Source organism: Bilifractor sp. HCP3S3_D3 (assembly GCF_052063915.1).
Taxonomy (GTDB): Bacteria; Bacillota; Clostridia; order Lachnospirales; family Lachnospiraceae; genus Bilifractor.
In genome coordinates this window covers 57743-81727 of sequence record NZ_JBQHWP010000009.1, presented here as the reverse complement: position 1 = coordinate 81727, position 23985 = coordinate 57743, and the positions used below count along the sequence as shown (strand labels likewise).

The following is a 23985-nucleotide window of genomic DNA, read 5'->3' as shown; positions in this document are numbered from 1 at the left end:
GCTGGAAGGATGGGAATTGCGGATATGTCAGAAGTAAAGATCGAACTGGAAAATGTGAAGCCGATGGATATTGAGAAGCGCAGCTTCGAGATCATCACGGAGGAACTGGGAGAGAAGAACCGTCTTCTGATACCCGGAACGGAGCTGATTGTAAAGCGTTGTATCCATACTAGCGCGGATTTCGATTACGCGGATAACCTCTGCTTCTCAGAGAACGTTGTGGAAAAAGCACTGGATGCGATTCGCGGCGGGGCAAGTATCGTTACGGACACGCATATGGCGCACTCGGGAATTAACAAGCATACGCTTGCCCGATACGGAGGAGAGGCACTGTGCTTCATGTCCGATCCGGATGTGGCGGAAGAGGCGAAAAAACGGGGCGTCACCCGCGCCGCGGTATGTATGGAAAAAGCTGCCAGGTTGGACCGGAAGCTTATTTTCGCGGTGGGAAACGCGCCGACGGCGCTGGTGCGCCTGTATGAGATGATCGAGAATGGGACGGTGAAGCCGGAGCTCATCATCGGCGTTCCGGTCGGCTTTGTGAATGTTGTGCAGTCGAAGGAGCTGATCATGCAGACCGATGTACCATACATCGTTGCAAGAGGGCGTAAAGGCGGGAGCAATATCGCCGCCTGCATCTGCAACGCCCTCCTGTATATGCTGAGCAGCGACAGGGGATATTGACAGCAGGAGTGCGAAACAAGGAACAATCCGTAGCGTAGCTTATACAGTTTGTGGAACGATATATCGTATCGGGTTTACTCCTCCCATCCCTCCATCATCCGGTAGGTGATGAGAATCTCCCGGACAATCTCGCCTTCCGCGGCTTCCGCCTCGAGATCCGCTTTATCGGAAGAGGGAGGAAGCTGCGGATCCGGCTCCTGAAACTCCGCCTCAATCCAGTTGTAGGCGGCATCCTTCGCGTTGTCGAGCACCTCGTCAAGGGTATCGCCGTCTGCCTCACACATCTCAAGATCAGCAAACTTCGCGTGATAGCCGTTTTCGGTTTTCTTTACAATAACGGGATAATAAAACTTCATCTTTACCTCCAAATCATATGTGAATCAAACATTCCTAAAATAGCGGCACGAATTACACGGGCCGCTATTTCACGGGTCACTATTATACGGGCCGCTATATTATAGCAAATCCGCTGAAAAAAGAAAACATGGACGAACCGGAAAAAGAAAACAAAAGAAAACACAAAGAAAAACAATGAGGTGTATTTTTCAAAGAACATTTGTCCGCACAGAAGGGTACCGGTTGAATCAGCCTTCCAAAAATAGTAAGATTAGTGTATAAGCTCTTCGAAAACGCAGACAGGATCGTCACGCGCGAAGCGTGTGTAAGAGACTGTATACAATCCGCAGCTTATACAGTATGTAGCGCTGCACAGAGCATTGGGGCTTACATAATATGTATATCTTCCGAATGCAGGGGCCCGTGCGTGCGTATAAAAAGAGTACAATTCTCCCGGTGCGGAGACTATTTTCGGAGAATTGACGGGGCGGATCATGCGGTTGAATCCGTTCCTCTGTTAGTGTTCTTTGTGAGTTTGAACTTGACCTAAAATTGGAAAGGATGTATGTGGTATGGTTACAAATGATGAAAATCTGATTCAGCTGAAGCATAAGATTCTTGAGGAAACGGCAAGGCTCGCCTGGAACGACGAGCTGGATGAGGACGGCAAGGAAAAACTGATTCTGAAGCTGAGCCCGGGACCTCTTGCAAAATACAGATGCTGCGTTTACAAAGACCGCGAGCTGATCAAGCGCCGGATTCGTCTGGCGGAGGGCAAGAACCCGGATCCGAACGATACCTCAAAGAATATCGTGCGCGTTCTCGGACCGGCATGTGAGGAGTGTCCGATTTCCGCCTATACCGTAACCGACAACTGCCGCAAATGTATGGGACAGCCATGCCAGAGCTCGTGCAGATTCGGGGCGATCGATATGGGTGCGCATCGTTCTCATATTGACGCGACAAAGTGTAAGGAGTGCGGAAAATGTGCGGAGGCGTGTCCCTACAATGCGATCGTTCATCTGGTCCGGCCCTGCAAAAAGGCCTGCCCGGTAGGCGCCATTACCTATGATGAGTACGGGATCTGCGTCATTGATGATTCGAAATGCATTCAGTGCGGGCTCTGCATTCATTCCTGCCCGTTCGGCGCACCAGCGTCAAAATCCTACCTCGTAGACATCATCCGTGACATCAAGGCCGGAAAGGAAGTCTATGCGATGGTTGCGCCCGCGACCGAGGGTCAGTACGGACCGGATATCACAATGGGGTCCATCCGTCAGGCGGTGAAGGAGCTCGGGTTCAAGGATCTGGTCGAGGTCGGCCTGGGAGCAGATATGACGGCAGCCTTTGAGTCTGAAGAGTGGAGTGAAGCTCTGAAGGAAGGGCGGAAGATGACGACCTCCTGCTGCTCCGCCTTTATCAATATGCTGAAGGTACATTTCCCGGAGCAGTACAAGAACAACATGTCCACCGTTGTGTCTCCGATGTGCGCCGTGTCCCGATATCTCAAGGCCATGCATCCGGGATGCGTGACGGTTTTCCTCGGACCCTGTGTAGCGAAGAAATCCGAGGCGGCAGATGTAGAGGGTGTGCCGAAAAACGCGGATTATGTCATGACCTATGGTGAGTTCTCCGCGCTTTTACGCTCCAAAGATGTGGAGCTGAAGCCCTGTACCGATCCGTATCAGGAGGCTTCCATCTTCGGTAAGAGATTCGCCACCTCCGGCGGAGTTGCGAATGCCGTGATTGAGTGCATGAAGGAGCGCGGTGAGGATACCTCAGGTATCCGGCTTCTGAAAGCCGCGGGCGGTCCGGAGTGCAAAAAGGCACTCACGATGCTGAAGTTCGGAAGACTTCAGGAAGATTTCATCGAGGGTATGATCTGTCCGGGCGGCTGCGTGGGCGGTCCGTCCCGCAAGGTAACCGCCGCCGAGATAATGAAGGACCGTGAGAAGCTGCTGAAGAAGGCGGACGGCAGAAAGGTGCTGAAGAACCTTGAGAATTATCCAATGGACAAATTCTCCATGTTCCGGGACGATATCATCCGTGACACCCGGAAACAGCCGGTTGACGGGACGCAGAAGCCGGCCGGTCAGGGAAGCGCCGAATAAACTGCATGCCTGCCCGCGGCTGTCAGAGATTCTGTTCTGACCCGCGGACAGGTGGATTTACGCGAACAGTGAGCCGCAGCCGAATGCGAAGTATTTGTGTGCGGCGAGCGTCGCGATAGCGAGATAAAACTCGCGCAGCGTGTTTTATCTCGTTTTTTCCTGAACGAAATAAAATATTTAAAGGGTGAATGTATGAGAAGATTGGCATTGAGCGATGAAATTCTGCTGTCAATTGACAAGCCTGCCAGGTATATCGGCAATGAGGTGAATGCGGTTGACAAATCAGAATCTTTCGATCCGGAGAAGATGATTCGGTTCTGTATGTGTTTCCCGGATGTCTACGAGATCGGTATGTCTCATCTGGGGATTCAGATCCTGTATGATATGTTTAATAAACGAGAGGATGTCTGGTGCGAGAGAGTCTATTCTCCATGGCCGGATCTGGATGAGATCATGCGGGAGAAGAAAATTCCTCTCTTTGCCCTTGAGTCTCAGGAACCGGTTCGCTCATTTGATTTTCTCGGAATCACGATTCAGTACGAGATGTGCTATACAAATATCCTCCAGATCCTGGATCTGTCCGGGATTGCTCTTCACGCCGCGGACAGGGGAGAGGATGAACCCATCGTCATTGGCGGCGGCCCCTGCACCTACAATCCGGAGCCGATCGCGGAATTCTTCGATCTGTTTTATATCGGTGAGGGCGAAGTCGCGTACGACGAGCTGTTCGATCTGTATCAGGAGAAAAAAAGAACCGGTATGAGCCGCCGGGATTTTCTTTTGCGAGCCTCCCGTATCGAGGGAATTTATGTGCCGCAGTTCTACCGTGCGTCCTATCACGAGGACGGGACGCTCGCGTCCTTTGCACCGACAGAGGAAGGCGTGCCGGAAAAGGTGCGTAAGCGGATCGTCATGGATTTCAGTGAAGTGACCTATCCGGACGCGCCGATTGTTCCCTATCTTCAGGCCACACAGGACCGGGTCGTTCTGGAGATTCAGAGAGGCTGCATCCGTGGCTGCCGTTTCTGCCAGGCAGGAATGATCTACCGTCCGCTTCGGGAGAAGAATGTAGAGCGGCTGAAGCGGCAGGCGGAGGTGATGCTGAAAAATACCGGCTATGATGAAATTTCCCTGAGCTCGCTTTCCAGCAGCGATTACTCACAGCTGAATGAGCTTCTGAACTTCCTGATTCAGATCTGCAACGAAAAGGGCATCAACATTTCGCTTCCGTCCCTCAGGATCGATGCCTTCTCGCTCGATGTGATGTCGAAGGTGCAGGATGTGAAGAAGAGCAGCCTGACCTTCGCGGCGGAGGCAGGTTCACAGCGGATGCGTGATGTTATCAACAAGGGCATCACCGAGGAGGATATCCTTGGCGGCGCTCTCGAGGCGTTCCGCGGCGGGTGGAACAAGGTAAAGCTCTATTTCATGCTTGGACTTCCGGGAGAGAATGAAGAGGATGTCAAGGATATTGCGCACCTCTGTCAGAAGGTGGCCGAGTGCTACTATGACAATATTCCAAAGGAGGAGAGAACGGGAAAAATCAGCATAACCGCGAGCAGCTCGTTCTTCGTTCCAAAGCCCTTCACGCCTTTTCAGTGGGCACGGATGGACCGGGAGCAGGAATTCCTTGATAAGGCGCATATGGTCAAGGACGAGGTTCGCGCGATGACGAACCAGAAGAGCATCCGGTACACCTATCATGATGCGTATATTTCGGTCCTGGAGGGTGTCCTCGCAAGAGGAGACCGGCGCGTTGCTCAGGCAATCGAGACAGCTTACCGCAAAGGCGCGATCTTCGATGCCTGGACAGAGTATTTTGATGAGGACAGATGGCAGGAAAGCTTCCGGGAGTGCGGAATTGATCCGTATTTCTATACCGCGCGGGAGAGAGACACCTCCGAGCTGCTTCCGTGGGATTTTCTGGACTGCCAGGTCAGCCGGGACTTTCTGATCCGGGAGTGGAAGCGGGCCAAGGAGGGAATCATCACACCGAACTGCCGGCAGAGATGCAGTGGATGCGGATGCCGCGTCTACAGGGGAGGAGTGTGCTATGAGAGTCAGGATTAAATTTACAAAAACCGGATGTCTGAAATTCATAGGTCATCTGGATGTCATGCGTTTCTTTCAGAAGGCAATCCGCAGAGCCGGGCTGCCGGTTTCCCTGTCCGAAGGATTCAGCCCTCATATGCTGATGTCTTTCGCGGCTCCGCTCGGCGTGGGCAAGACAAGCAGCGGCGAATATTTTGATCTTGATCTGAAGGAAGAAATCCCCGAGAAAGAGATCCTTGAGAGACTGAACCGGCAGATGGTTCCGGGGATGCATGCGGAAAGCTGCATCCGAATCGGAATCACAAAGGCGGAGAAATGCATGACGCTGGTAAACGCGGCTGACTATACGGTAAGTTTCCGGAAGGGAAGCGTGAAGCTTCCGGATCGTGACGTACTCCAGGATAAGCTGAACGCTTTTCTGTCGTCGCCTTCCGTCATTGTACTTCGAAAAACAAAACGCAGTGAGGCGGAGACGGATATCCTTCCCTGGATCTATGTGATGAACCTGACAGAGCTGGATGACCAGGAACTGGCGGAGCATCCCCAGGGGACGGACGCGGAGCGTGTCGCCTTCCATATGCTGCTTTCCGCCGGAAGCGTCAGCAATCTGAAGCCGGAGTTGGTCATGAGCGCATTCGCGGAATCCGCAGGCTTTGAGATTCCGGCTTTCAGTCTTCTGATTCACCGCAACGACATCTATACGAATATCGGAACGGCTGAAGACAGAAAGCTTGTGCCGCTGGATCATGTTCCCCATGCGGCAGAATCGATGCGGCAGTTCGAGTGATTATCTGTATATAGTCCGTCAGGGACGTGCGGGCTGTGCGAAGAAATCGATGTGGCTGGCGCAAGTCTGTACATAATCATAATTCGTCACAGGCATGCGGGCTTTGTGAAGAAACCGATAAAGTGGGAGCGGCTGTCTGTATAAACAGATCAGGCCTGAAGGTGATTGAGAAACAGGACATGAGTATACCCGCGGGGGAAGCAGAGAACATGGGAGAGAAGAAGATTGTAATCGCAAAATATCCGGCGGGAGAAGTTCCGTGTCTTGCATCGGTGCTTTATGAGAATGACAAACCGGTGGAGTTCTATATTCGGAGAAAAGACAGCCCGTCCATACTGGGCAATATTTATGTGGGAAAGATCGAGAGCATCCAGAACAATCTGAATGCTGCCTTTGTCCGGCTCGGTCCTGACCGGAACGGGTATCTTCCGCTGCCTTCGAAGCATACAAGGCAGCACAGGACACTGAAGGCGGGAGACGAGATTCTGGTACAGGTTGAGAAAGAGGCGATAAAGCAGAAGCTTCCGAGGCTGACGCAGAACCTGACGGTTCCGGGCAGATTCCTGGTGCTGACCTCGGAGCGGAAGACCCTGAATTTTTCCAGAAAGCTTGCGGAAGACGACCGTAAGCGCCTGGAAGATTTTTTCCGTCCGCTCTGCGACGGCCGCTTCGGCCTCATTGTCAGAACAAACGCCGCCGAGGCTGATGAGGAGGAGCTCCGGGGGGAATGGGACGCACTATCGGGTCAGATGAACCGGATTCTGGATCACGGACTGGAGAGAACCTGTTATTCATGTCTGTATCAGTCAGAAAGCGATGCGATCTATCTTCTGAAGCAATGCCCTGTCAGGGAACTGAAGCGCCTCGTCACCGACGATCCGGAGACGAAACGGGAGCTGGACGATTATATCCTCCGGACATTTTCGGAGGATGACCGGCCGGAGGCGGTTCTCTATGAGGACCGGATGGTGGATCTCTACAAACTCTATAATCTGACGACGCTTTTCGAAGCCCTTCAGAGCCGCAATGTTTGGCTGAAGTCCGGAGGATTCCTCGTGATCGAGCAGACGGAAGCCTTTGTATCTGTCGATGTGAACACCGGACGTTATTCCGGTAATAAAAGCTTCTCAAAAACGGTTCAGATGACAAATGATGAAGCGGCTCCCGAGATCGCGAGGCAGATTCGTCTGCGGCAGCTGTCTGGAACGATTCTCGTGGATTTCATCAATATGAGAGAAGCGGGTGATCAGAGAAGACTGAGAGAGAGGATGACGGAGGAATTCCGGAAAGACCCCTCACGGCCTCAGGTCATCGATATCACCGCGCTTGACATCATGGAAATTACGCGGACCAAGAAGAGAAAATCATTCAAGGAGCAGTTAAAGGATATTGAAGCAGATGCAGAATAATTCCTTCAATCTTAATCATTCCGGAGATGACCGAAGCCGGCAGGATTATCTCTACGGAGACAGGAACCGGCAGGACGATTCTTCAGGAAGCAGATACCAGCAGGAGAATGATCTATCTGGAAGCAGATCCCGGCAGGACGACCCGTCAGGAAGCAGATCCCGGCAGAATGGATCGTTCGGAAGCAGAAACTGGGAGAATGATCCACGCGGGAATGAAAACAGGTATGAACACGAGTGGGTGCCATACGAGAGCATATCCGGAACAGCGCCCAGGGGACTGAAGAAACCGCGGACGAAGCGTGAGCTGAAATTCTGGCAGTGCCTGGTCTTCTTCATCTGCATGATGGCGGTCTGGATTTTTACGAATGGATGGGTTTACCTGCTGACCGGGAACATGGATCTGGATTCCTTTGCGATGGAGCTTGAATTTGTTGTGGCCTCCGTTCTCTTTGTGTTTTTCATGAGAGCAGATCCGAAGGAGGTATTTCCGCTGCACAAACCACGGATGTCCGCTGTTTTCGGAGTCCTGATTCTGGTAGTCGTCGGTTATCTGGCAGCAGATGTTGTGACGATTCTGGAGATGTTTTTCGTTCCGCATGCATTGCAGAGCATCGATGAGGGCCTTGCGGGCACCTATTCCTCGAGTCTGCCCGTTGAGCTTTTTCTCACCGCCTTCATGCCAGCCGTGTGTGAAGAGGCTCTTCACCGCGGAGTCCTGGTATCAGGCCTTCGTACGAGCTTCCGGAAGAGATGGCAGATCATCCTCGTGGGAGGGGTTCTGTTCGGCGTCTTTCATATCTATCCCGTCCGCTGGTGGATTCCCGGAATCCTCGGAGCGCTGATGACCTGGGTAATTCTCGAGACAGATAATATCTTCTACACAAGTCTGCTGCATTTTTGTTATAACGGGCTTCTGGTGGTGATCTCCTTTCTCGCATCGGATACCACTGCCCAGGCGTCGTATACTGCGTCCTCGCAGATGGTCGGAGTTTCTCTGCTGTTTTACGGTATTCCGATTCCAATACTGATTTACACGGGATGCTGGCTGATCCGTAGATCCGTCACGTGGAAGAAGCCTGCTTTTATCGAACCGGGTCTGGAGGAAAAACGGCTGGCACAGATTCTGGTGCCGACCGGGGTGATCCTTCTTACCGGAATTCTTTTTCTTTTGATCCGCAGATAAGGATAGCCGTTATGGGCATTATTTCGTCAGAAAGCGCCGTCTTTCTGCTTTTTGTTTTTTTTGCTCTGCAGACTAAAATAGGGGTTTTTTCCTTTTCCTGAGCGGTTTTTGAAAAACCTGATGAGGACACAATTTTTTAAAAGTGGGTGTTTGCATTTTATCGGGGCTATTGTAAAATGGATTTAGAATATGTTTGCAAGCAGGGTGAGGAGGATATTTCATGTCGAAGGTTGCAATCGTAACCGACAGTAACAGCGGAATCACACAGAAAATGGCGAAGGAGCTCGGGGTATATGTGCTGCCGATGTCATTTCTGATCAACGGAAAGGTGGTCCGCGAAGATATTGATATAACGCAGGCGGAATTTTTCAAGGAGCTTGAGGACCCGAATGTCAGTGTCTCCACCTCTCAGCCGGCTCCCGCCGAGGTTACGGATCTCTGGGACAAAGTGCTCAGAGAGAATGATGAGATTGTATACATTCCGCTCTCCAGCGGACTTTCCAATTCCTATCAGACGGCCAGGCTGCTGGCGGAGAACTATGACGGCAAGGTTCAGGTGGTGAATAACCAGAGGATTTCCGTTACCATGCGCCAGTCGGTGGAAGACGCACAGACGCTGAGAGCTGCCGGGTGGAATGCAGAACAGATCCGCGAGAAGCTGGAAGAGGACAAGTTCAATTCCAGCATATATATTATGGTAGATACTCTGAAATATCTGAAAAGAGGCGGCCGCATCACAGGTGCTGCCGCATTGATCGGAAGTGTGCTTCACATCAAACCGGTACTGCAGATTCAGGGCGAAAAGCTGGATGCTTACGCGAAAGCCAGGGGTACAAAGCAGGCGAAGAAAATCATGCTGGACGCTGTACGGAAGGACATGACCGGAAGATTTAAGGAATTTGTGGATAAAGGAGAATATACCATCCGTTATTCATATTCTGAGGGAGACGATCCCGAAGAAGTGAAAGAGTGGGTGGATGAGATACAGGCAGCCTTCCCGAATGACGAAATCAAGGGCGATCCGCTTTCTCTTGTCATCGGATGCCATATCGGGCCCGGAAGCCTGGCGATTACCATCAATCATAAAATCACGGTATAACATGAATCACGGCATAACATTAAAGTACAGACAGGAACGCAAAGACGCGGGTACTGTCTGTACTTTTTCCGCTTATTATGCAGACGGCGCAGTTCGATGCACCTGCGGAAGAGTGGTTCTGCCTTAGAGGCAATTGGAAAAGGTAATCGAAATGAGACATAATGCAAAAGAGCTATCCGAACATGATGCACATCGTGAATTTTTTCTGGAGTGTGAGAAGCACTGGGTTTTCTGGTCGCTGATCTTGGTAGGCGGTTATTACGGAGCGTATACCTTCATGGTTCGGGGTGGTGTGTTCTGCAACGCACAGACGGCAAATGTCGTTCTTCTGTCCATGGCAATCGGCGAGAGAGACTGGGATAAGGCATTATACCTGCTGATACCGATTTCTGCCTACTTTGCCGGCGCAATTTTGTCAGAGTTTCTGGCCAAACGAGTGAAGCAGCTGCATATGCTGCGCTGGGACACGATCCTGGTTGGATTTGAGATCCCTGTGGCGATCCTGCTCGGAGCTCTTCCGGAAAATGCTCCTGACCAGATCTGCCAGGTTACGTTGAATTTTATTTGTTCTATGCAGTTCAACACCTTCCGTCAGAATCAGGGAATTCCGATGGCCACTACCTTTGTGACCAATCATATCCGCCAGACGGGCAGCAATCTGGTCAAAGCCGTGCGGGATAAGGATCCGAAGGCTGCTCTCCGCTGGAAAATGCATGGGTCAATGATTCTGTTTTTCCTGGCCGGAGGGATTCTTTCCACGTTGCTGTGCGAGGTTTTTTCGGTCAGAGCGATCTGGGGGAGCGTGCCGATTCTTCTGTATACCTTTATCCGGCTTATGGTGGCCGACCGCACATATGAAAGGGATATGCTCGGAAAGGTTCCCAGGGGTCATTCCTGAGAGAGCATCTCCGGGTGGCGTTCTCCACGGATCTGTTCCTCAGAGACCATTGCGAACAGCTATTTCTGAAAGGACGTCCCGGATAAGTCTCATTCCTGACAGGAGGAGGATTCTGCGGCTTTGTGATTGGAGTGTGAGCTGCATTAACGAGTCATATTTTTTGATTTTCTGGTTGACAATTATCAAGCCATATGCAATAATATCCGAGTATGCCGCACAGAGAGGTATAAGAGTCTGCCTGAATTCATGCAGACCACCGGATCTGGCGAGTTTTAGAAAGTAGGAGGTGTCCTATATGTACGCTATTATTGCAACTGGCGGAAAGCAGTACAAGGTTTCCGAAGGCGATGTTATCCGTGTTGAGAAGCTCGGTGCAGAGGCTGGAGAGACAGTAACATTTGATCAGGTACTTGCAGTTCGCGACGATGATACCATCAAGGTCGGCGGCGAGACAGCCGGTGCTTCTGTAGAAGCAAAGGTTCTTGCCAATGCAAAGGCGAAGAAGGTTATCGTTTACAAGTACAAGAGAAAAACCGGCTATCATAAGAAGAACGGTCACAGACAGCAGTACACAAAGGTACAGATCAGCAAGATCAATGCTTAAATGACCAAGGTTACTTTTTATCAGAATCGGAACGGCAGGATTACCGGCTTTGAGGCAAGAGATCATTCCGGATATGCGGAGGCGGGCGAGGATATCGTCTGTGCAGCCGTATCTGCTCTGGTCATTCACACAGTGAATTCACTGGATCGTTTTACCGGAGATCAGATAGAGGAATCCTCGGATCCTGAGAATGCGGTGATTTGTGTCCGTGTAAAGGGTATTCCGTCTGACGGATCGGAGCTGCTGCTTCGGGCATTGGCTTCCACCCTTTCCGATATGCAGGAAGAAGAGTCCTATCAGGACTTCATTGATGTTAATTTCGTGGAGGTGTAAGAAATGATGAATTTAAATCTTCAGTTCTTCGCTCATAAAAAGGGAGTAGGTTCTACAAAGAACGGCCGTGACTCCGAGTCCAAGAGACTGGGCGCCAAGAGAGCAGACGGACAGCTTGTAAAAGCCGGCAACATCCTTTACAGACAGCGTGGAACTCATATTCATCCGGGTCTGAATGTAGGCCTTGGTAAAGATGATACTCTGTTTGCTACAGCAGATGGTATCGTGAGATTTACCCGTAAGGGAAGAGACAGAAAGATCTGTTCTGTTATTCCGCAGGCTGAAGCAGCTGAATAATTTTTGAAACATAAGGGCTGTCACATTCGCTGTGACGGCTCTTTCTGCTATGTGGGCAAAGAACTGCGGCAGTGCCAGACGCGAAGCTTAGGCTGCCTGTGCTATACAGAGAATTGCAGGGGCCAGAAGCGCGGAACAGGGCAAATTATTGTTGAGAATGCAATTTATATGGCCTACCCATGTGTTTTTGTAGTTGTTGTTTATTTTTTCTGAGTCGGCGATATAAGTTACATTCTTTTTTTATGAACTGAGGTGATCATTATGTTTGCAGATCGTGCGAAAATTGCGGTGAAATCCGGAAAGGGCGGGGATGGCCATGTAAGCTTCCGCCGTGAGAAGTTTGTGGCGGCAGGCGGACCGGACGGCGGAAACGGAGGAAATGGCGGAAGTGTCATTTTCGAGGTGGATCCCGGACTGAATACGCTTGCCAGCTTTCGTCATCATTACAAATTCAAGGCAGAGGATGGACAGGAGGGCGGAAAAAGGCGCTGTACCGGGAAGGACGGAGCGGACGTTATCCTGAAGGTTCCGGACGGAACGGTGATCTATGAGGCACAAAGCGGGAAGGTTATCGCGGATATGTCCGGCAAAAACACCCGTGTGGTGCTTCTGAAGGGCGGAAGGGGAGGCAAGGGTAATATGAATTACGCGACGCCTACCATGCAGGTACCGAAGTACGCGCAGCCGGGTCAGCCGTCCAGAGAGCTTGAGCTGAGGCTGGAGCTGAAAATGATTGCCGATGTGGGACTGATTGGTTTTCCGAGTGTCGGTAAGTCAACACTGCTGTCGAGAGTCAGCAATGCGCAGCCGAAGATTGCCGAGTATCATTTCACAACTTTGATTCCGAATCTCGGTGTAGTTGACCTGGAAGGCTGTAATGGATTTGTCATGGCAGATATTCCGGGATTGATTGAGGGAGCCTCTGCGGGAGCGGGACTGGGGTACGAGTTCCTGCGTCACATTGAGCGCTGCCGGATGCTGATCCATCTCGTGGATGCCGCCGGCACAGAGGGACGGGATCCTGTTGAAGACATCTATACCATAAACGGCGAACTGAAGAAGTACAATGCGAATCTTGAGAAGCTGCCGCAGGTGATCGCTGCAAACAAGGTTGATTTGATTTTCCCGGAGGATGGAACAGAGGATCCGGTGGAGAGGCTGAAAAAGGAGTTCGAGCCGAAGGGCATTCGCGTATTCCCGATTTCGGCTGCGACTGGAAAAGGAATTAAAGAACTGCTATACTATGTACAGAACCGTCTGGATGAGATCCCGAAGAATACGGAGCTGTACGCGCAGGAGTTTGATCCGGAAATCATGATCCCCGAGGACAACCTTCCTTATACCGTCACAAAGTCAAAGACGGAGGATCACACCTACATCGTTGAGGGACCAAAGATCGAGAAGATGCTCGGATACACGAATCTGGATTCCGAGAAGGGATTCCAGTTCTTCCAGAAGTTCCTGAAGGATTCCGGCATTCTCAGTGATCTCGAGAAGGCAGGTATTCAGGACGGCGATACAGTACGGATGTACGGACTTCATTTTGACTATTATAAGTAAACGTTCATGCCCCGCAAGCGGGGCGCCACAATATGTATAAAGCCAGATGCGGGAGCTGCTTCGCAATTCCCGCGGCTGCCACATACTGTATAAGTAACGGAGGTGCCTGCAAATGGGGCTGATCGAGATCTGGCAGGAGCTGCCGGAAGTCAGAAATCTGGAATTTAATTACCTGAGCCATTCCGACAGGGATGAGACCTACTCGGAGACACGGAAGATTCCGCCTTTCGATATTTTCTGCAGAGATGCGGACTTTACCTGGGAGGGGATCCGGTTCACCTCGAAAAGAGAGTGGTTCGGGGCACCGCGAAATGAGCATCTTCTGGTCTTTCGCCAGACGATAGAACCGTTCGCGAACTGCAATTTTGAACTGAGAACCTGGATGGACGAGCCGGATGCGGATTCTCCGTGGCAGCTTGAGCAGTATCTGGAACAGGAAAATAATTCCTGCGGCTTTTTGTTCCGTAATCTACAGGGAAGACATCTGATTCTCTGTGAGACTTCTCAGATCACTTCTTTTTCTATAAGGGTGAATGAAACCAGGGAGAAGGTTACGCGTCATTATTCGATTACGGCTTTTGAAGAGAGTCCGATCCGGGTTGAGAAGTACTTTTCTCTTCACACCGACGATGAGGACAATTATCAGGAAATCGCGTTCCGGGAATGCCGGGAGGCGTCAAAGCTTCGTTTTGATGATCTGAAGGGCCGCGGGGCATGGGTACTGCCAGAGAGAGAATGAACAAAGGGCGGCGGGACGTGAGCGCTGCCGGAGAGAGAACGAACAAAGGACAGCGGCTGTCTGTCAGATGTATAGGAGAGCCGCGTAAATGACATTGATAGATAAAAACAGGAGAATCAGATGACAAGTAAACAAAGAGCCTACCTGAAAGGGCTGGCAATGAACGAGGATACTATTCTTCATATCGGAAAGAGCGGAATCACGCCGGAACTGACGGAAAATGTCCGCCTTGCGCTTGCCGCGAGGGAATTGATAAAGATCGGCATCCTTCAGAACTGCATGGACGATCCAAAGGAGATGGCACAGATGCTGGCGGAGAGGACCAAATCCCAGATTGTACAGATCATCGGCAAGAAGATCGTTCTGTATAAAGAGGGACAGGGTGATGACAGGAAAATTGTATTCCCGAAGTAAAAGGCCGGCAAGAGGTCCGCACCTATTATAATAAAAACCGTCATACCCCGTAGACGGGACGCAATAATATGTATAAGTTCCCGCGTCACTTCACAGCTTCTGCGCCGTTAAGAGGTGACCGGCTTCGTCGGCCTTGCTGTTCCGTTCGCACTCCCTGCGGGCAGTGCCGCAGAACGGGCATGCCGGGGATAGGGCGGCGCTGCGGACATCATCTGATACGGAACCGTTCATATGGGTATTTGGGACAGGGGATTTCTATGTCAGAAGAGAGAAAACGAAAGATCGGTATCATGGGAGGAACCTTTGATCCGATTCACATCGGGCATCTGATACTGGGAGAGGCAGCCAGACAGCAGTTCAGTCTGGATAAGGTTTTCTTCATGCCTGCAGGCAATCCGCCACACAAAAGAAACCGTGCCGGAAGAGCCGGAGATGAACAGCGGGTAGATATGGTAAGACTGGCCATCGCATCGAATCCGGGCTTTGAGCTCTCTCTATTTGAGATGAATGAGGATGGCTACAGCTATACTTATCGAACACTGGAGATGCTTCGGAACAAAAACCCGGATATGGATTTTTATTTTATCATGGGTGCGGACTCTCTGTTTGATTTTGACCAATGGCGTGAACCGCAGAGAATTGTCAATGCTGCCCATATCGTCGTCGCGACAAGAAATCAGACAGATCCGGATGTCTTCAACAGGCTTCTGGATCAGCGGAGAGAAGAGTTTCACGGAGACTTCCTGAAGCTTGACACTCCCAATCTGGATATCTCCTCCAAGCATATCCGCGAGCTGATCCGAAACGGAATATCGGCGAGATATTATCTTCCGGATCCGGTGCGGGAATATATCCGGAAAAACAGGATTTATCTGTCTTCCGCTGAGAATGAGGAGAAGGTGGCGTGCTCCGGAAAAGGATAATACAGCCCTGTTAACTGATGGGCAGATGATCAGCATAGAAAATGTTCAAAGAAGGACAGAAAATGGGCAAAGATAAAACAGAGTGGAATGCAATCGAATCCAAGTTAAAGAAAGAACTGACGGACAGCCGTTACCGCCACACGCTTGGAGTCACTTATACGGCATGCGCACTTGCAATGCGCTATGATGTGGATTTGAAGAAGGCGCGGATGGCGGGACTTCTGCACGACTGTGCAAAGTGCATACCGAATGCGCAGAAAATTGAAATCTGCACCAAGAAGAATATTCCGGTGAAAAAGTTTGAACTGGAGCATCCGGTGCTGCTTCATGCAAAGCTCGGCGCGTATATTGCAAGGAAGGACTACGGGTGCCAGGATACGGAGGTTCTGGATGCCATTACCTGGCATACGACAGGAAAGCCGGAGATGACAACGCTTGAGAAAATCACGTTTATCGCGGACTATATCGAACCGAATCGTGATAAGGCTCCTCATCTGGCGGAGATACGGAAAGTCGCATTCTGCGATATTAATGAATGCATGTATATGATCCTGAAGGATACGGTGCAGTATCTCAGTGAAAATCCGAAGTCAATGGACGAGACGACGCTTTCAGCATATGACTACTATCGGACGCTCACGAAACACATCGATTAATGCCGGATGATACATCGTGCCACAAACTGTATAAGCTACGGATTTATTAAGGAGGAAAAAATGACAGAGCCCAGAGAAATGGCAGATATTGCCGTAAAAGCACTGGAAGAGAAAAAGGCTATTGATATCAAGGTCATCGACATTTCTCATATCTCGACACTGGCGGATTACTTTATTATCGCCAGCGGATCTAACCGCAGTCAGGTTCAGGCGATGGCAGATGCCGTTGATGAGGCACTTGACAAAACAGGTGTTCATGCCAGAAGCACAGAAGGGTATCAGAACGCGAACTGGATTCTGCTTGACTATGGTGATATCGTCGTTCATCTGTTTGATGAGGAAAATCGTCTGTTCTATGATTTGGAGCGGATCTGGAGGGACGGCAGGGTCATCTCTCCGGAAGCACTTGAGGATGGATCTGAATCGGAGGAGAAATAAACCGTAATGCCCCGGAAGAGAGGCACCACAATCGGTATAATGCCGGGTCTCATATGGGAGAGTCCGTTCTTATGGAAGGATCTCCCTTTGACGGATTTTGACGGACGGGCATTAGAGGCTGGAAGACAAGAACAGGATCTGGTGTTCTGATAGGCTTATTGAAAGTCGGCCAGAGAAAATCTCTTCCACTGATATTTTGCCAGATCTACAATCCCATCGGGACAGGGCACTCCGTCTGCTTCAAGAAGTTCGATCTGACGGTTTCTTCCGCCAAACGCGAAGGCGGGAGAAACCTGTCCATTCCGGTTAACGACACGGTAACAGGGTATGTGTTCCGGGTCGGGATTCACGTGTAGGGCGTAACCGACAACGCGCGCCCACCGTTTATTGCCGGCAAGAGACGCGATCTGACCATATGTCGCCACTTTGCCTGCGGGAATCTGCCGCACGACCTCATAGATTCTTTCAAAGGAACTTTTTTTATTTATCGCTTCTGTCTTCAATTCGTATTTGTATCCCCGATGTTTATCGTATTTGTCACACCATTTGTATCCTTTCATTTAGCATAGCAGAGTCCGTTGCTGTTGTCTATGCGTCGAGTGTTAAAGGCGCAGATGATCTCCACGCCTCTGATGATTTCCAGACTTTCTGGCGCTTCCGGTACTCCGATCGATTCTCATGGGCCTGCATGGGCTGTCTGATGCCTTTATCGTATCCTTTCGCAGGATTCGATTCCAACGGGATGAAAAGGTATGGATCATTCCTTGAGCTCCGTGGAGTAGTAGGGGATGATAATCCGCTGCCCTCTGTCGAGCTGATCTCCGTGGAGATGGTTGATAGAGGCAATCTCGCTCATGTAGTCGTAGATATCCCTGTATTCGGGCGACATATGATCGGAGGCAATGGACCAGAGGCTTTCGCCCTGATCCACCTCGATACTGGTATAATACTTGTAGGTGGGAACATTCACCTTCTCCGCTTCCGTGCGGTTCGCGGTAAAGTGGAGCAGCAGAAGGACTGCAGCGAGGAAAATCATCATTATGACAATAGCTCTCTTCATATGGCGAAGTTTTCTCTGCTGTTCTCTCCGGAGCGATCTTCTTCCACTGGAACGGCGATATCCTGCGGCGCGATCAGCAGCGTCTCTTCTGGCAAAATTAGCCGATCCTGATCTGTCTGATCCTGAATATGCTGAATTATAGTAAATACGACGGGAATGTACGGAATAATTATTCGAAATCATAAATCTGCCCCCTCAATTAAAATGCTTAACAGAAAAACCCGAACACAGGTTCCGAACACCTGTTCTTATATTGCGATTATATTACACTTCTGTAAACGTGTCAATAAAAAACGAATGTTTGTTCGGTAAAAAACGAATACATGTTCGGAAAATGTGTTTGCTTTTTTAAAGTGCGTATGGTATATTTATGTAAAGCTTTTTTTCTGAATATTCATTTGAATTCAGCGAACTTCCGTGTCTGCAGGTGCCATGGGAGATTTTTTCTATAGTCTGGGGGAGTGTTTATGAATACATCTTCGAATGCTCATATAACGTCGAATGCTCATATAGCGTCAGGAAGGAAACCAATCAGCAAGAAGCAGCAGGAGATTCTTGATTATTTGAAGAAGGAGATTCTCGACCGCGGTTTTCCGCCGTCCGTGCGCGAGATTTGTGAAGCGGTTCATCTTAAATCCACATCATCCGTTCACGCACATCTGGAGACGCTGGAGAAGAACGGTTATATACGCAAGGACGCGACAAAGCCAAGAGCAATTGAGATTCTGGACGATGATTTTCGTGAAGAACGCTTGAGACAGCTCGATCCGGCTGCAGAAACCGGTCAGGCCATAGAGTATCAGAATGTTCCGGTGATTGGAAATGTTGCTGCGGGTCAGCCGCTTCTGGCCGTGGAACAGGTGGAGTCTTATTTTCCTATCCCGGTAAATAAACTGCCGAACGGTCAGACTTTTATGCTGCGCGTACACGGGGAAAGCATGATTAATGCCGGAATCCTTGACGGTGACCTTGTGCTGGTACGTCAGACAAATGCAGCCCGAAACGGACAGATGGTGGTGGCTCTGATTGATGATTCTGCCACGGTGAAGACCTTCTACCGGGAGAACGGATACGTTCGTCTTCAGCCGGAGAACGACCATATGGATCCGATCATTGTGACGGGGGATCATTCGTTCTCGATTCTCGGGCAGGTGATCGGTGTCATGCGCTTTTTTCTGTAACTTGTTGAGGATTCTTCAGGACAATGTTATGAACCACCACGCACCTGAAGGTACGTGGTGGTCCACTCAGGACAGGGTATGCTGCTGTCCCGGAGGTTTTTTCGGGTATTGTCTTATTTGGGTTAACGAGATAAAACACGCTGCGCGAGTTTTATCTCGCTATCGCGACGCTCGCCGCACACGAATACTTCGCATTCGGCCGCGGCTCACTGTTCGCGTAAATAAATGCCGGCGGAGGGTCGGCCGAATCCTCCGATCACATCCTTTGCATCCTTTCCTTTACTTTTCTCCTTCTTTTCTAGAAGATATTTTCCTTTTTCAAAAGATGTTTCTTTTTTTCAGAAGACTTAACCCATATCAGAGCGCTTATGCTTATACAGTTTGTGGCACTGTTTACTATTACCGGGCGTAATTCTCATACAGGTCTCATACACTTCAGAAGTTTTCATCCTTGGATTGACGCGGATTGGTGCAGAAGACTATAATAATAACAATAAGCCTTAGCGGGAAAGTATGTCCTTCATAGATCCATATCCCGCTGGCGGGGCAGTACAGATCATTATCTGGTGTGGATTGCCCCGGGTTTCGGACTTTCGCAGGGAGGAACATTTCATGAAGAAATCTGTTATAACCGTTCTTTTAGCAGGTGCCATTGCTGTTTCCGCCGCTGGATGCGGGAACCGTACCTCCGGCACTGCGCCGTCCGTTGAGAAGAGCACCGCGGCTGAAGTGACGGAAGCAGCATCGTCTTCCGACAGCAGTGCGGAAGGCTCTCAGTCTGAATCCATTGTTTCTTCCTCGTCCGGAGAATCAGTTTCATCGGATTCCATGTCTTCATCCGTGTCTTCGTCCTCACAGAACAGTGTCGCACCCGAGACGGAAGCTCTGACCGCAGTTGCCGTCAGTTCGGATGATTCCGCTGCTTCTCTTGAAAGCTCTTTCGGAGATGTTCTTGATATCTGTACAAGCTGGGGACCCGGAACGGCTGGCTCTTCACTGCAAAGCGTGTTATCAGCGGTTACGCTGATCACCTGGGCAAATACAAATGATGTGAAGGATATGGATCAGGATAAACTTCTCGGTATTGTCATGGATGTAATCGACAAATCGGATGATACAGAAAAGGACGCACTTGCGGCAAACTGGAGAACAATCTACGACACCGGTGACAGTATTCTGAATGACCCGACAAATCTGTATGGAATCATGAGCGATGCCGGCTGTTATGATGAGGGAATAGCAATTGTGCAGAACGCGGATTCTGCAAAGAACTGGGAGACACTCAAGCTTCTGATCGAGAGAAATGCTTTTGAGTAAAAATACGGTTATAAGCAGGCAAGATAAGAAGAAATAAACTGACTGAAAAAGACAGAATTGACAGAACGTGAAAAAGACAGAATTGACAGAACATCATTGGAAAGGCAGGACCATTGAGACAGAATCAGATAAGAAAAAAGCTCGGTATTATTGTGACTGCACTGGTAATTGCATCGATTACGGCGGCTCCGTCCGCACTCGCTGTGTCAGCGGATGAGATCACGACCGCTTCTTCTTCAGCGGTAACGGGGAGCAGCCAGGTGCCGGACAGCAGTATCGCATCCTCGTCTGCCGGGGCAGGAACTACTGGGACAGCAGTACCGTCTGCTCCTGCGACGACGACTCCGGACGCAGGAAATCAGGGGACGGGAGAAATTGCTTCTCCTGGAGCATCGTCTGAAACAGCGGGATCTGTTCCAGAGAGTTCAGCTTCTTCATCGGAGACAGGTACTGTGTCTTCCAGTTCCTCTGCATCCACACAGAGCGCTTCCGGGTCGGCCGGTGCTTCGGAATCATCCGCTGTGAAAGAAAATGGATCGTCTGACGAGAGCTCCGGGAATAAGGCTGCGGATGGGCAGAAGGACACCGATGGACTGACGATTACAGATACAGCAGGAGAGACACCGGCTTCTGATTCGACCGGGGCGAATGGGGGCGAGGCAGAAGGACCGCAGAGAGCTCCGACCGGATCCCGTACGGTTGTTCCGCCTGAATATCTGAAGGTATCCAATCTTCGATTTGAGACGATCGGTAAGCACCCGGTTTTTGCCGCGGAGGATATGAATATCTATATGTCGGCTGCCACATCCGCTCAGGTGGTCGGACATATCACGAAAAGCGGCATCATGTACCGCCTGAAGGATGAGGGGAACGGGTGGCTGTATGTCGAGTCCGGAGAGGTCCGCGGTTTTATTCCTGCTTCTTCAATCCGGTCGGAGGTAGCTGCGAAGCACCTGATTGCGGCGCGTTATCGGCTTGGAAACGCTCATACAGATGAAGAAAAGGCCGAATTCGACTGGAGCCCTTATTTTGCCTCGAAGACAGTTGAGATCTGGGACAATGAGGCGTTCACACACACGAACACAACGACGCGAGAAACCATCGCTGAAAAGCATAATCTGCTCACGCTATCCGCAGTGAATATTACAGAACAGCCGGATCCGAACAGCACAGTGGTCGGCACTATTCCGGCAAACGGCCTTCTGTACAAGATTGAAAACGCAGGAAGCGACTGGTTCTATGTGGAATCCGGTGACTGCCGGGGATTTGTTCCGAGGAGCAGTGTCCGGGGCGGCAGAGAAGTCAATGCTGAGGTTGCGGCAGCAGGAGAGAGCAGTTTCGCGGGAGCCACAGAGAAGGTCAGCCCGAAGGATAACCGGGCGTTCTATTACAGTCTGTCTTCGGTAACCCCCTGGTCCGAGAAAAAAGACCTCGGTGCTTCAATTATCAAAAACGCCTCCTATTACATCGGAAACAATTATGTATGGGGAGGAACCAGTCTGACGGATGGCGCGGACTGTTCTGGATTTGTGCAGACGCTTTACGGTGAGTTCGGGATATCGCTCCCGAGAGTGGCACAGGATCAGGCACAGGTCGGCGCGAAGGTTTCACTGGAGGACGCGGTTCCCGGAGATCTCTGTTTCTACCGGAATGCTGCGACCGGTGAGATCTATCATGTGGCAATATATGCCGGAGACGGGAAAACAATTGAGGCCTACAGCTCAAGCCGCGGGATTATCGCGACGACCGTCTACACGCCGGATTTGTGCTGGTGTACCCATGTGCTTCCTGACCAGACGAATGAGCCGGACGCCCTGACGGCGGGGGATTCTGCGACAGTCACTCCGGCTGCGTCCGCGGGCGGTCAGTATGGTTATGGTATATGGGACAATTTCTGTGCGGCGGGAACTTTTGAGAGAGGGCTGAAGGAAAAGTACGGAGATTTTGATGCGGAGGGTTTTGGAAGAATCAGCGGAAGATACGTGATTTCCTGTATGCCGTCCTTTGGTAAGGTCGGAGACCTTATTGATTTTACACTCTCGAATGGAACTGTACTGAAAACGATTGTCGGAAGCAACATGACTCCGTCTGATAATCAGTGGGGACTGGCGGGAGGAAAGAACGCCATTTCCTTTATGGCTGCCGGAAGAACCTGGAAGGAAGGGCATCCGGTTCCGGGAACTGCGGAGTTCCATCCGGAATGGAACGCGGCAGTTCAATCGGCTCACAATTACGGTTCGATTCTTGGCTGACCGGCTTCTGAAATACCCGGAGAGCTTTCCAGCTGATGGGATTTTGAAATATTCCGCCTTCGGAAGCGGTAATTCCGATATGCAATCCATGTAAGGAGAAAAGAATGCGATTATGAACGACTCAATTTCAATAAATGAAAAGAACTTTCCGAATGCGGACTGGTTTTATCTGAAAAACGGAAATATTGCGGCGGTCCTTCCGGATCCTGATTCGGAGAAGATCCGTGAGAAGGAGTTCTGCAGACGTTACCACCTTTTTGCGGCGGTATACAGCAGCTCTGAGGAAAGCGAGGAGGACAAGGTCCTCAGATTTGAGAAGGAGTACGACCCTAGGGGCGGAAAGGCAATGTATGCCTATGTCAGCGACGGATCACGGTTCTGGCTTGCTGCTGTCGGTTCTGAAGTCGTATCCGAACTGGGCAAAGACCGTGAGGAGACCGGAAAGTATTTGAAGAGGGTTCTGGCTATCTGGAAATCGGAAAAAATATGGACGCTTCAGACGGTTGCCTTGTATGACGCGGCATCCGGAAAGGAAGTGGATCACTTCACCGGTATCCGTTCCTGCGGCAAGACGGATGAGGACATTCTCCGTGATTCCGGGATGCTGAAGAAATATAAAACAGGGATTGAGACAGATCTCTACAGCGGATTCAAAGACATATCCGGTGTCCTGAATTCGGTGGAGAGCTATCGGATGCAGAAATCGAAAAGTGCGGTGCTTGCGCTGAATAGGGATAGAGAATATTACACGATCTGCAAGGGAAATGAGAGACGGATGGTTTGCTATCGGGCTTCTGACGCCCGGACGCACTGCATTCCTGTTTATACGGATCGTACGGAAGCGGCACGCGCAGCTTCTTCGCGCGGCAGCGAATACAGCGTTCGGACAATGAATCTGCGGGAGCTTGTTGGAATGCTTGAAAAGCCTTCCTTCAGTGAGGTGAGACTGTATACGACAGACGGTAGTACTACATTGGATGCACAGACGGTCATCAGCCGTTACAATGAGACATGAATAAGGAATTTCTGGATAAACTGGAGGACAGTCCGATTGTGGCGGCTGTCAGAAATGACGAGGGCCTTGAGGCCTGCCTGAAGACAGAGGTTGAGATTGTATTTGTTCTCTATGGCGATGTGTGCAGTATCTCCGGAATCACAGAGCAAATCGCAAAAGCCGGGAAGACACCGGTCGTTCACCTGGATCTGATTGACGGATTGAGTCAGAGGGAGGCTGCCGTTGATTTCCTGAAGAAGAGGACCATGGCGCAGGGAATCATCACGACGAGGAGCAGTCTGATCTCCTGCATCAAGGACCGGGGACTTGCAGCGGTTCTTCGTGTCTTTATTCTGGACAGCAGAGCAATGGACACCGTCGGGAAGCTGACCAGACAGAGCTATTCATCACAGCCGGATGTGATTGAGATTCTTCCTGGAACGCTGGCGCCGAAGGTGATCAGCAAGATCCGGAGATCGGCGAATCTGCCGCTGATCTGCGGAGGACTCATCAGTGACCGGGAGGATGTGATGAACGCGCTGGACCACGGAGCCATCGCGGTTTCCGCCACCAGTCCGGCGATCTGGGATATGCTGTAGCAGAGGAATCAGGCATCGGGATCGCGGAGTGTTTTTATCATTTGGAATCAGTATTTTTC

At 50.6% G+C, this 23985-nt stretch carries 25 protein-coding genes; 22 read left to right on the top strand and 3 right to left on the bottom strand.

The features are described from left to right. The first annotated feature begins 24 nt into the window (after positions 1 to 24). Entirely contained in the window at positions 25 to 684 is a 660-nt protein-coding gene (locus tag ACTNDI_RS07100) for a precorrin-8X methylmutase (RefSeq protein WP_441100206.1), read from the top strand. A 74-nt stretch (positions 685 to 758) separates the two neighbouring features. On the opposite strand, the gene ACTNDI_RS07095 is transcribed toward ACTNDI_RS07100, so the two are convergent. Next, positions 759 to 1040 carry a type II toxin-antitoxin system HicB family antitoxin gene (locus ACTNDI_RS07095; RefSeq protein WP_441100205.1) on the bottom strand — a complete coding sequence of 94 codons (282 nt, stop codon included), beginning with the start codon at positions 1038 to 1040 and terminating at the stop codon, positions 759 to 761. A 552-nt stretch (positions 1041 to 1592) separates the two neighbouring features. Between ACTNDI_RS07095 and ACTNDI_RS07090 the strand changes: the two genes are divergently transcribed. The 16 genes from ACTNDI_RS07090 (at position 1593) to rsfS (ending at position 16523) form a co-directional block, all read left to right on the top strand. Next, positions 1593 to 3131, top strand: a complete 1539-nt coding sequence (locus ACTNDI_RS07090) for a 4Fe-4S dicluster domain-containing protein (RefSeq protein ID WP_441100204.1) — start codon at positions 1593 to 1595, stop codon at positions 3129 to 3131. Between the two features lie 192 nt (positions 3132 to 3323). Next, on the top strand, positions 3324 to 5201 hold the full coding sequence (locus ACTNDI_RS07085; protein WP_441100203.1) for a TIGR03960 family B12-binding radical SAM protein: 1878 nt from the start codon (positions 3324 to 3326) through the stop codon (positions 5199 to 5201). After that, entirely contained in the window at positions 5185 to 5970 is a 786-nt protein-coding gene (locus tag ACTNDI_RS07080; protein ID WP_441100202.1) for a TIGR03936 family radical SAM-associated protein, read from the top strand. The genes ACTNDI_RS07085 and ACTNDI_RS07080 overlap by 17 nt, the downstream gene beginning before the upstream one ends. A gap of 161 nt (positions 5971 to 6131) precedes the next feature. Continuing rightward, positions 6132 to 7379: a ribonuclease E/G gene (locus tag ACTNDI_RS07075; RefSeq protein ID WP_441100200.1), complete on the top strand. Its 1248-nt coding sequence runs from the start codon at positions 6132 to 6134 to the stop codon at positions 7377 to 7379. After that, positions 7369 to 8562 (top strand): lysostaphin resistance A-like protein, encoded by a 1194-nt coding sequence (locus tag ACTNDI_RS07070; RefSeq protein ID WP_441100198.1) that lies wholly within the window; start codon positions 7369 to 7371, stop codon positions 8560 to 8562. Before ACTNDI_RS07075 ends, ACTNDI_RS07070 begins: the two co-directional genes overlap by 11 nt. 220 nt (positions 8563 to 8782) lie before the next feature. Beyond that, complete coding sequence (locus ACTNDI_RS07065; protein ID WP_441100196.1) at positions 8783 to 9661, top strand: DegV family protein; 879 nt, start codon at positions 8783 to 8785, stop codon at positions 9659 to 9661. Positions 9662 to 9812: 151 nt separating this feature from the next. Continuing rightward, entirely contained in the window at positions 9813 to 10559 is a 747-nt protein-coding gene (locus ACTNDI_RS07060; protein ID WP_441100194.1) for a YoaK family protein, read from the top strand. A gap of 295 nt (positions 10560 to 10854) precedes the next feature. Further along, positions 10855 to 11163 carry a 50S ribosomal protein L21 gene (rplU, locus tag ACTNDI_RS07055; protein ID WP_441100192.1) on the top strand — a complete coding sequence of 103 codons (309 nt, stop codon included), beginning with the start codon at positions 10855 to 10857 and terminating at the stop codon, positions 11161 to 11163. Then, the gene (locus tag ACTNDI_RS07050) at positions 11164 to 11496 is read left to right on the top strand and encodes a ribosomal-processing cysteine protease Prp (RefSeq protein WP_441100190.1); all 333 of its coding nucleotides are present in this window, start codon (positions 11164 to 11166) and stop codon (positions 11494 to 11496) included. Positions 11497 to 11499: 3 nt separating this feature from the next. Next, positions 11500 to 11793, top strand: coding sequence for a 50S ribosomal protein L27 (gene rpmA, locus ACTNDI_RS07045; RefSeq protein ID WP_441100189.1), 294 nt, complete (start codon positions 11500 to 11502; stop codon positions 11791 to 11793). 261 nt (positions 11794 to 12054) lie between these two features. Further along, complete coding sequence (gene obgE / locus ACTNDI_RS07040) at positions 12055 to 13353, top strand: GTPase ObgE (protein ID WP_441100187.1); 1299 nt, start codon at positions 12055 to 12057, stop codon at positions 13351 to 13353. Positions 13354 to 13465: 112 nt separating this feature from the next. Continuing rightward, on the top strand, positions 13466 to 14092 hold the full coding sequence (locus ACTNDI_RS07035) for a hypothetical protein (protein ID WP_441100185.1): 627 nt from the start codon (positions 13466 to 13468) through the stop codon (positions 14090 to 14092). Between the two features lie 120 nt (positions 14093 to 14212). Further along, positions 14213 to 14506 carry a YhbY family RNA-binding protein gene (locus tag ACTNDI_RS07030; RefSeq protein ID WP_441100183.1) on the top strand — a complete coding sequence of 98 codons (294 nt, stop codon included), beginning with the start codon at positions 14213 to 14215 and terminating at the stop codon, positions 14504 to 14506. 257 nt (positions 14507 to 14763) lie between these two features. Then, entirely contained in the window at positions 14764 to 15429 is a 666-nt protein-coding gene (gene nadD, locus ACTNDI_RS07025) for a nicotinate-nucleotide adenylyltransferase (protein WP_441100182.1), read from the top strand. 62 nt (positions 15430 to 15491) lie between these two features. Next, a complete protein-coding gene (gene yqeK, locus ACTNDI_RS07020; protein ID WP_441100181.1) occupies positions 15492 to 16085 on the top strand; it encodes a bis(5'-nucleosyl)-tetraphosphatase (symmetrical) YqeK in 594 nt (197 codons plus the stop codon). A gap of 60 nt (positions 16086 to 16145) precedes the next feature. After that, a complete protein-coding gene (gene rsfS, locus ACTNDI_RS07015) occupies positions 16146 to 16523 on the top strand; it encodes a ribosome silencing factor (protein ID WP_441100179.1) in 378 nt (125 codons plus the stop codon). A 155-nt stretch (positions 16524 to 16678) separates the two neighbouring features. Here rsfS and ACTNDI_RS07010 read toward each other — a convergent pair whose 3' ends face one another. Both ACTNDI_RS07010 and ACTNDI_RS07005 read right to left on the bottom strand, forming a co-directional pair. Continuing rightward, entirely contained in the window at positions 16679 to 17026 is a 348-nt protein-coding gene (locus ACTNDI_RS07010) for an MGMT family protein (RefSeq protein WP_441100177.1), read from the bottom strand. Between the two features lie 254 nt (positions 17027 to 17280). Further along, positions 17281 to 17583: a LysM peptidoglycan-binding domain-containing protein gene (locus tag ACTNDI_RS07005; protein ID WP_441100176.1), complete on the bottom strand. Its 303-nt coding sequence runs from the start codon at positions 17581 to 17583 to the stop codon at positions 17281 to 17283. Between the two features lie 509 nt (positions 17584 to 18092). On the opposite strand from ACTNDI_RS07005, the gene lexA reads away from it, so the two are divergent. The 5 genes from lexA to ACTNDI_RS06980 all read left to right on the top strand — a co-directional run bounded on the left by lexA (position 18093) and on the right by ACTNDI_RS06980 (position 23926). Then, a complete protein-coding gene (gene lexA / locus ACTNDI_RS07000) occupies positions 18093 to 18764 on the top strand; it encodes a transcriptional repressor LexA (RefSeq protein ID WP_441100275.1) in 672 nt (223 codons plus the stop codon). Positions 18765 to 19376: 612 nt separating this feature from the next. Continuing rightward, positions 19377 to 20081: a hypothetical protein gene (locus ACTNDI_RS06995; protein WP_441100175.1), complete on the top strand. Its 705-nt coding sequence runs from the start codon at positions 19377 to 19379 to the stop codon at positions 20079 to 20081. Positions 20082 to 20194: 113 nt separating this feature from the next. Then, on the top strand, positions 20195 to 22333 hold the full coding sequence (locus ACTNDI_RS06990; RefSeq protein ID WP_441100174.1) for an NlpC/P60 family protein: 2139 nt from the start codon (positions 20195 to 20197) through the stop codon (positions 22331 to 22333). A gap of 112 nt (positions 22334 to 22445) precedes the next feature. Further along, positions 22446 to 23348, top strand: a complete 903-nt coding sequence (locus ACTNDI_RS06985) for a hypothetical protein (RefSeq protein WP_441100173.1) — start codon at positions 22446 to 22448, stop codon at positions 23346 to 23348. Further along, positions 23345 to 23926: a glycerol-3-phosphate responsive antiterminator gene (locus tag ACTNDI_RS06980; protein WP_441100171.1), complete on the top strand. Its 582-nt coding sequence runs from the start codon at positions 23345 to 23347 to the stop codon at positions 23924 to 23926. The genes ACTNDI_RS06985 and ACTNDI_RS06980 overlap by 4 nt, the downstream gene beginning before the upstream one ends. The last annotated feature ends 59 nt before the right edge of the window (positions 23927 to 23985 follow it).

Excerpts from the sequence above, each read along its gene's own strand:
- ACTNDI_RS07035 (WP_441100185.1), top strand. The coding sequence starts at position 13,466 with ATGGGGCTGATCGAGATCTGGCAGGAGCTGCCGGAAGTCAGAAATCTG.
- ACTNDI_RS07065 (WP_441100196.1), top strand. The coding sequence starts at position 8,783 with ATGTCGAAGGTTGCAATCGTAACCGACAGTAACAGCGGAATCACACAG.
- ACTNDI_RS07100 (WP_441100206.1), top strand. The coding sequence starts at position 25 with ATGTCAGAAGTAAAGATCGAACTGGAAAATGTGAAGCCGATGGATATT.
- ACTNDI_RS06985 (WP_441100173.1), top strand. The coding sequence starts at position 22,446 with ATGAACGACTCAATTTCAATAAATGAAAAGAACTTTCCGAATGCGGAC.
- ACTNDI_RS07085 (WP_441100203.1), top strand. The coding sequence starts at position 3,324 with ATGAGAAGATTGGCATTGAGCGATGAAATTCTGCTGTCAATTGACAAG.
- rsfS (WP_441100179.1), top strand. The coding sequence starts at position 16,146 with ATGACAGAGCCCAGAGAAATGGCAGATATTGCCGTAAAAGCACTGGAA.
- ACTNDI_RS07095 (WP_441100205.1), bottom strand. The coding sequence starts at position 1,040 with ATGAAGTTTTATTATCCCGTTATTGTAAAGAAAACCGAAAACGGCTAT.
- ACTNDI_RS07090 (WP_441100204.1), top strand. The coding sequence starts at position 1,593 with ATGGTTACAAATGATGAAAATCTGATTCAGCTGAAGCATAAGATTCTT.
- ACTNDI_RS07060 (WP_441100194.1), top strand. The coding sequence starts at position 9,813 with ATGAGACATAATGCAAAAGAGCTATCCGAACATGATGCACATCGTGAA.
- ACTNDI_RS07080 (WP_441100202.1), top strand. The coding sequence starts at position 5,185 with ATGAGAGTCAGGATTAAATTTACAAAAACCGGATGTCTGAAATTCATA.
- obgE (WP_441100187.1), top strand. The coding sequence starts at position 12,055 with ATGTTTGCAGATCGTGCGAAAATTGCGGTGAAATCCGGAAAGGGCGGG.
- ACTNDI_RS07030 (WP_441100183.1), top strand. The coding sequence starts at position 14,213 with ATGACAAGTAAACAAAGAGCCTACCTGAAAGGGCTGGCAATGAACGAG.
- ACTNDI_RS06980 (WP_441100171.1), top strand. The coding sequence starts at position 23,345 with ATGAATAAGGAATTTCTGGATAAACTGGAGGACAGTCCGATTGTGGCG.
- ACTNDI_RS07005 (WP_441100176.1), bottom strand. The coding sequence starts at position 17,583 with ATGAAGAGAGCTATTGTCATAATGATGATTTTCCTCGCTGCAGTCCTT.
- rpmA (WP_441100189.1), top strand. The coding sequence starts at position 11,500 with ATGATGAATTTAAATCTTCAGTTCTTCGCTCATAAAAAGGGAGTAGGT.
- nadD (WP_441100182.1), top strand. The coding sequence starts at position 14,764 with ATGTCAGAAGAGAGAAAACGAAAGATCGGTATCATGGGAGGAACCTTT.
- ACTNDI_RS07070 (WP_441100198.1), top strand. The coding sequence starts at position 7,369 with ATGCAGAATAATTCCTTCAATCTTAATCATTCCGGAGATGACCGAAGC.
- yqeK (WP_441100181.1), top strand. The coding sequence starts at position 15,492 with ATGGGCAAAGATAAAACAGAGTGGAATGCAATCGAATCCAAGTTAAAG.
- rplU (WP_441100192.1), top strand. The coding sequence starts at position 10,855 with ATGTACGCTATTATTGCAACTGGCGGAAAGCAGTACAAGGTTTCCGAA.
- ACTNDI_RS07050 (WP_441100190.1), top strand. The coding sequence starts at position 11,164 with ATGACCAAGGTTACTTTTTATCAGAATCGGAACGGCAGGATTACCGGC.
- ACTNDI_RS06995 (WP_441100175.1), top strand. The coding sequence starts at position 19,377 with ATGAAGAAATCTGTTATAACCGTTCTTTTAGCAGGTGCCATTGCTGTT.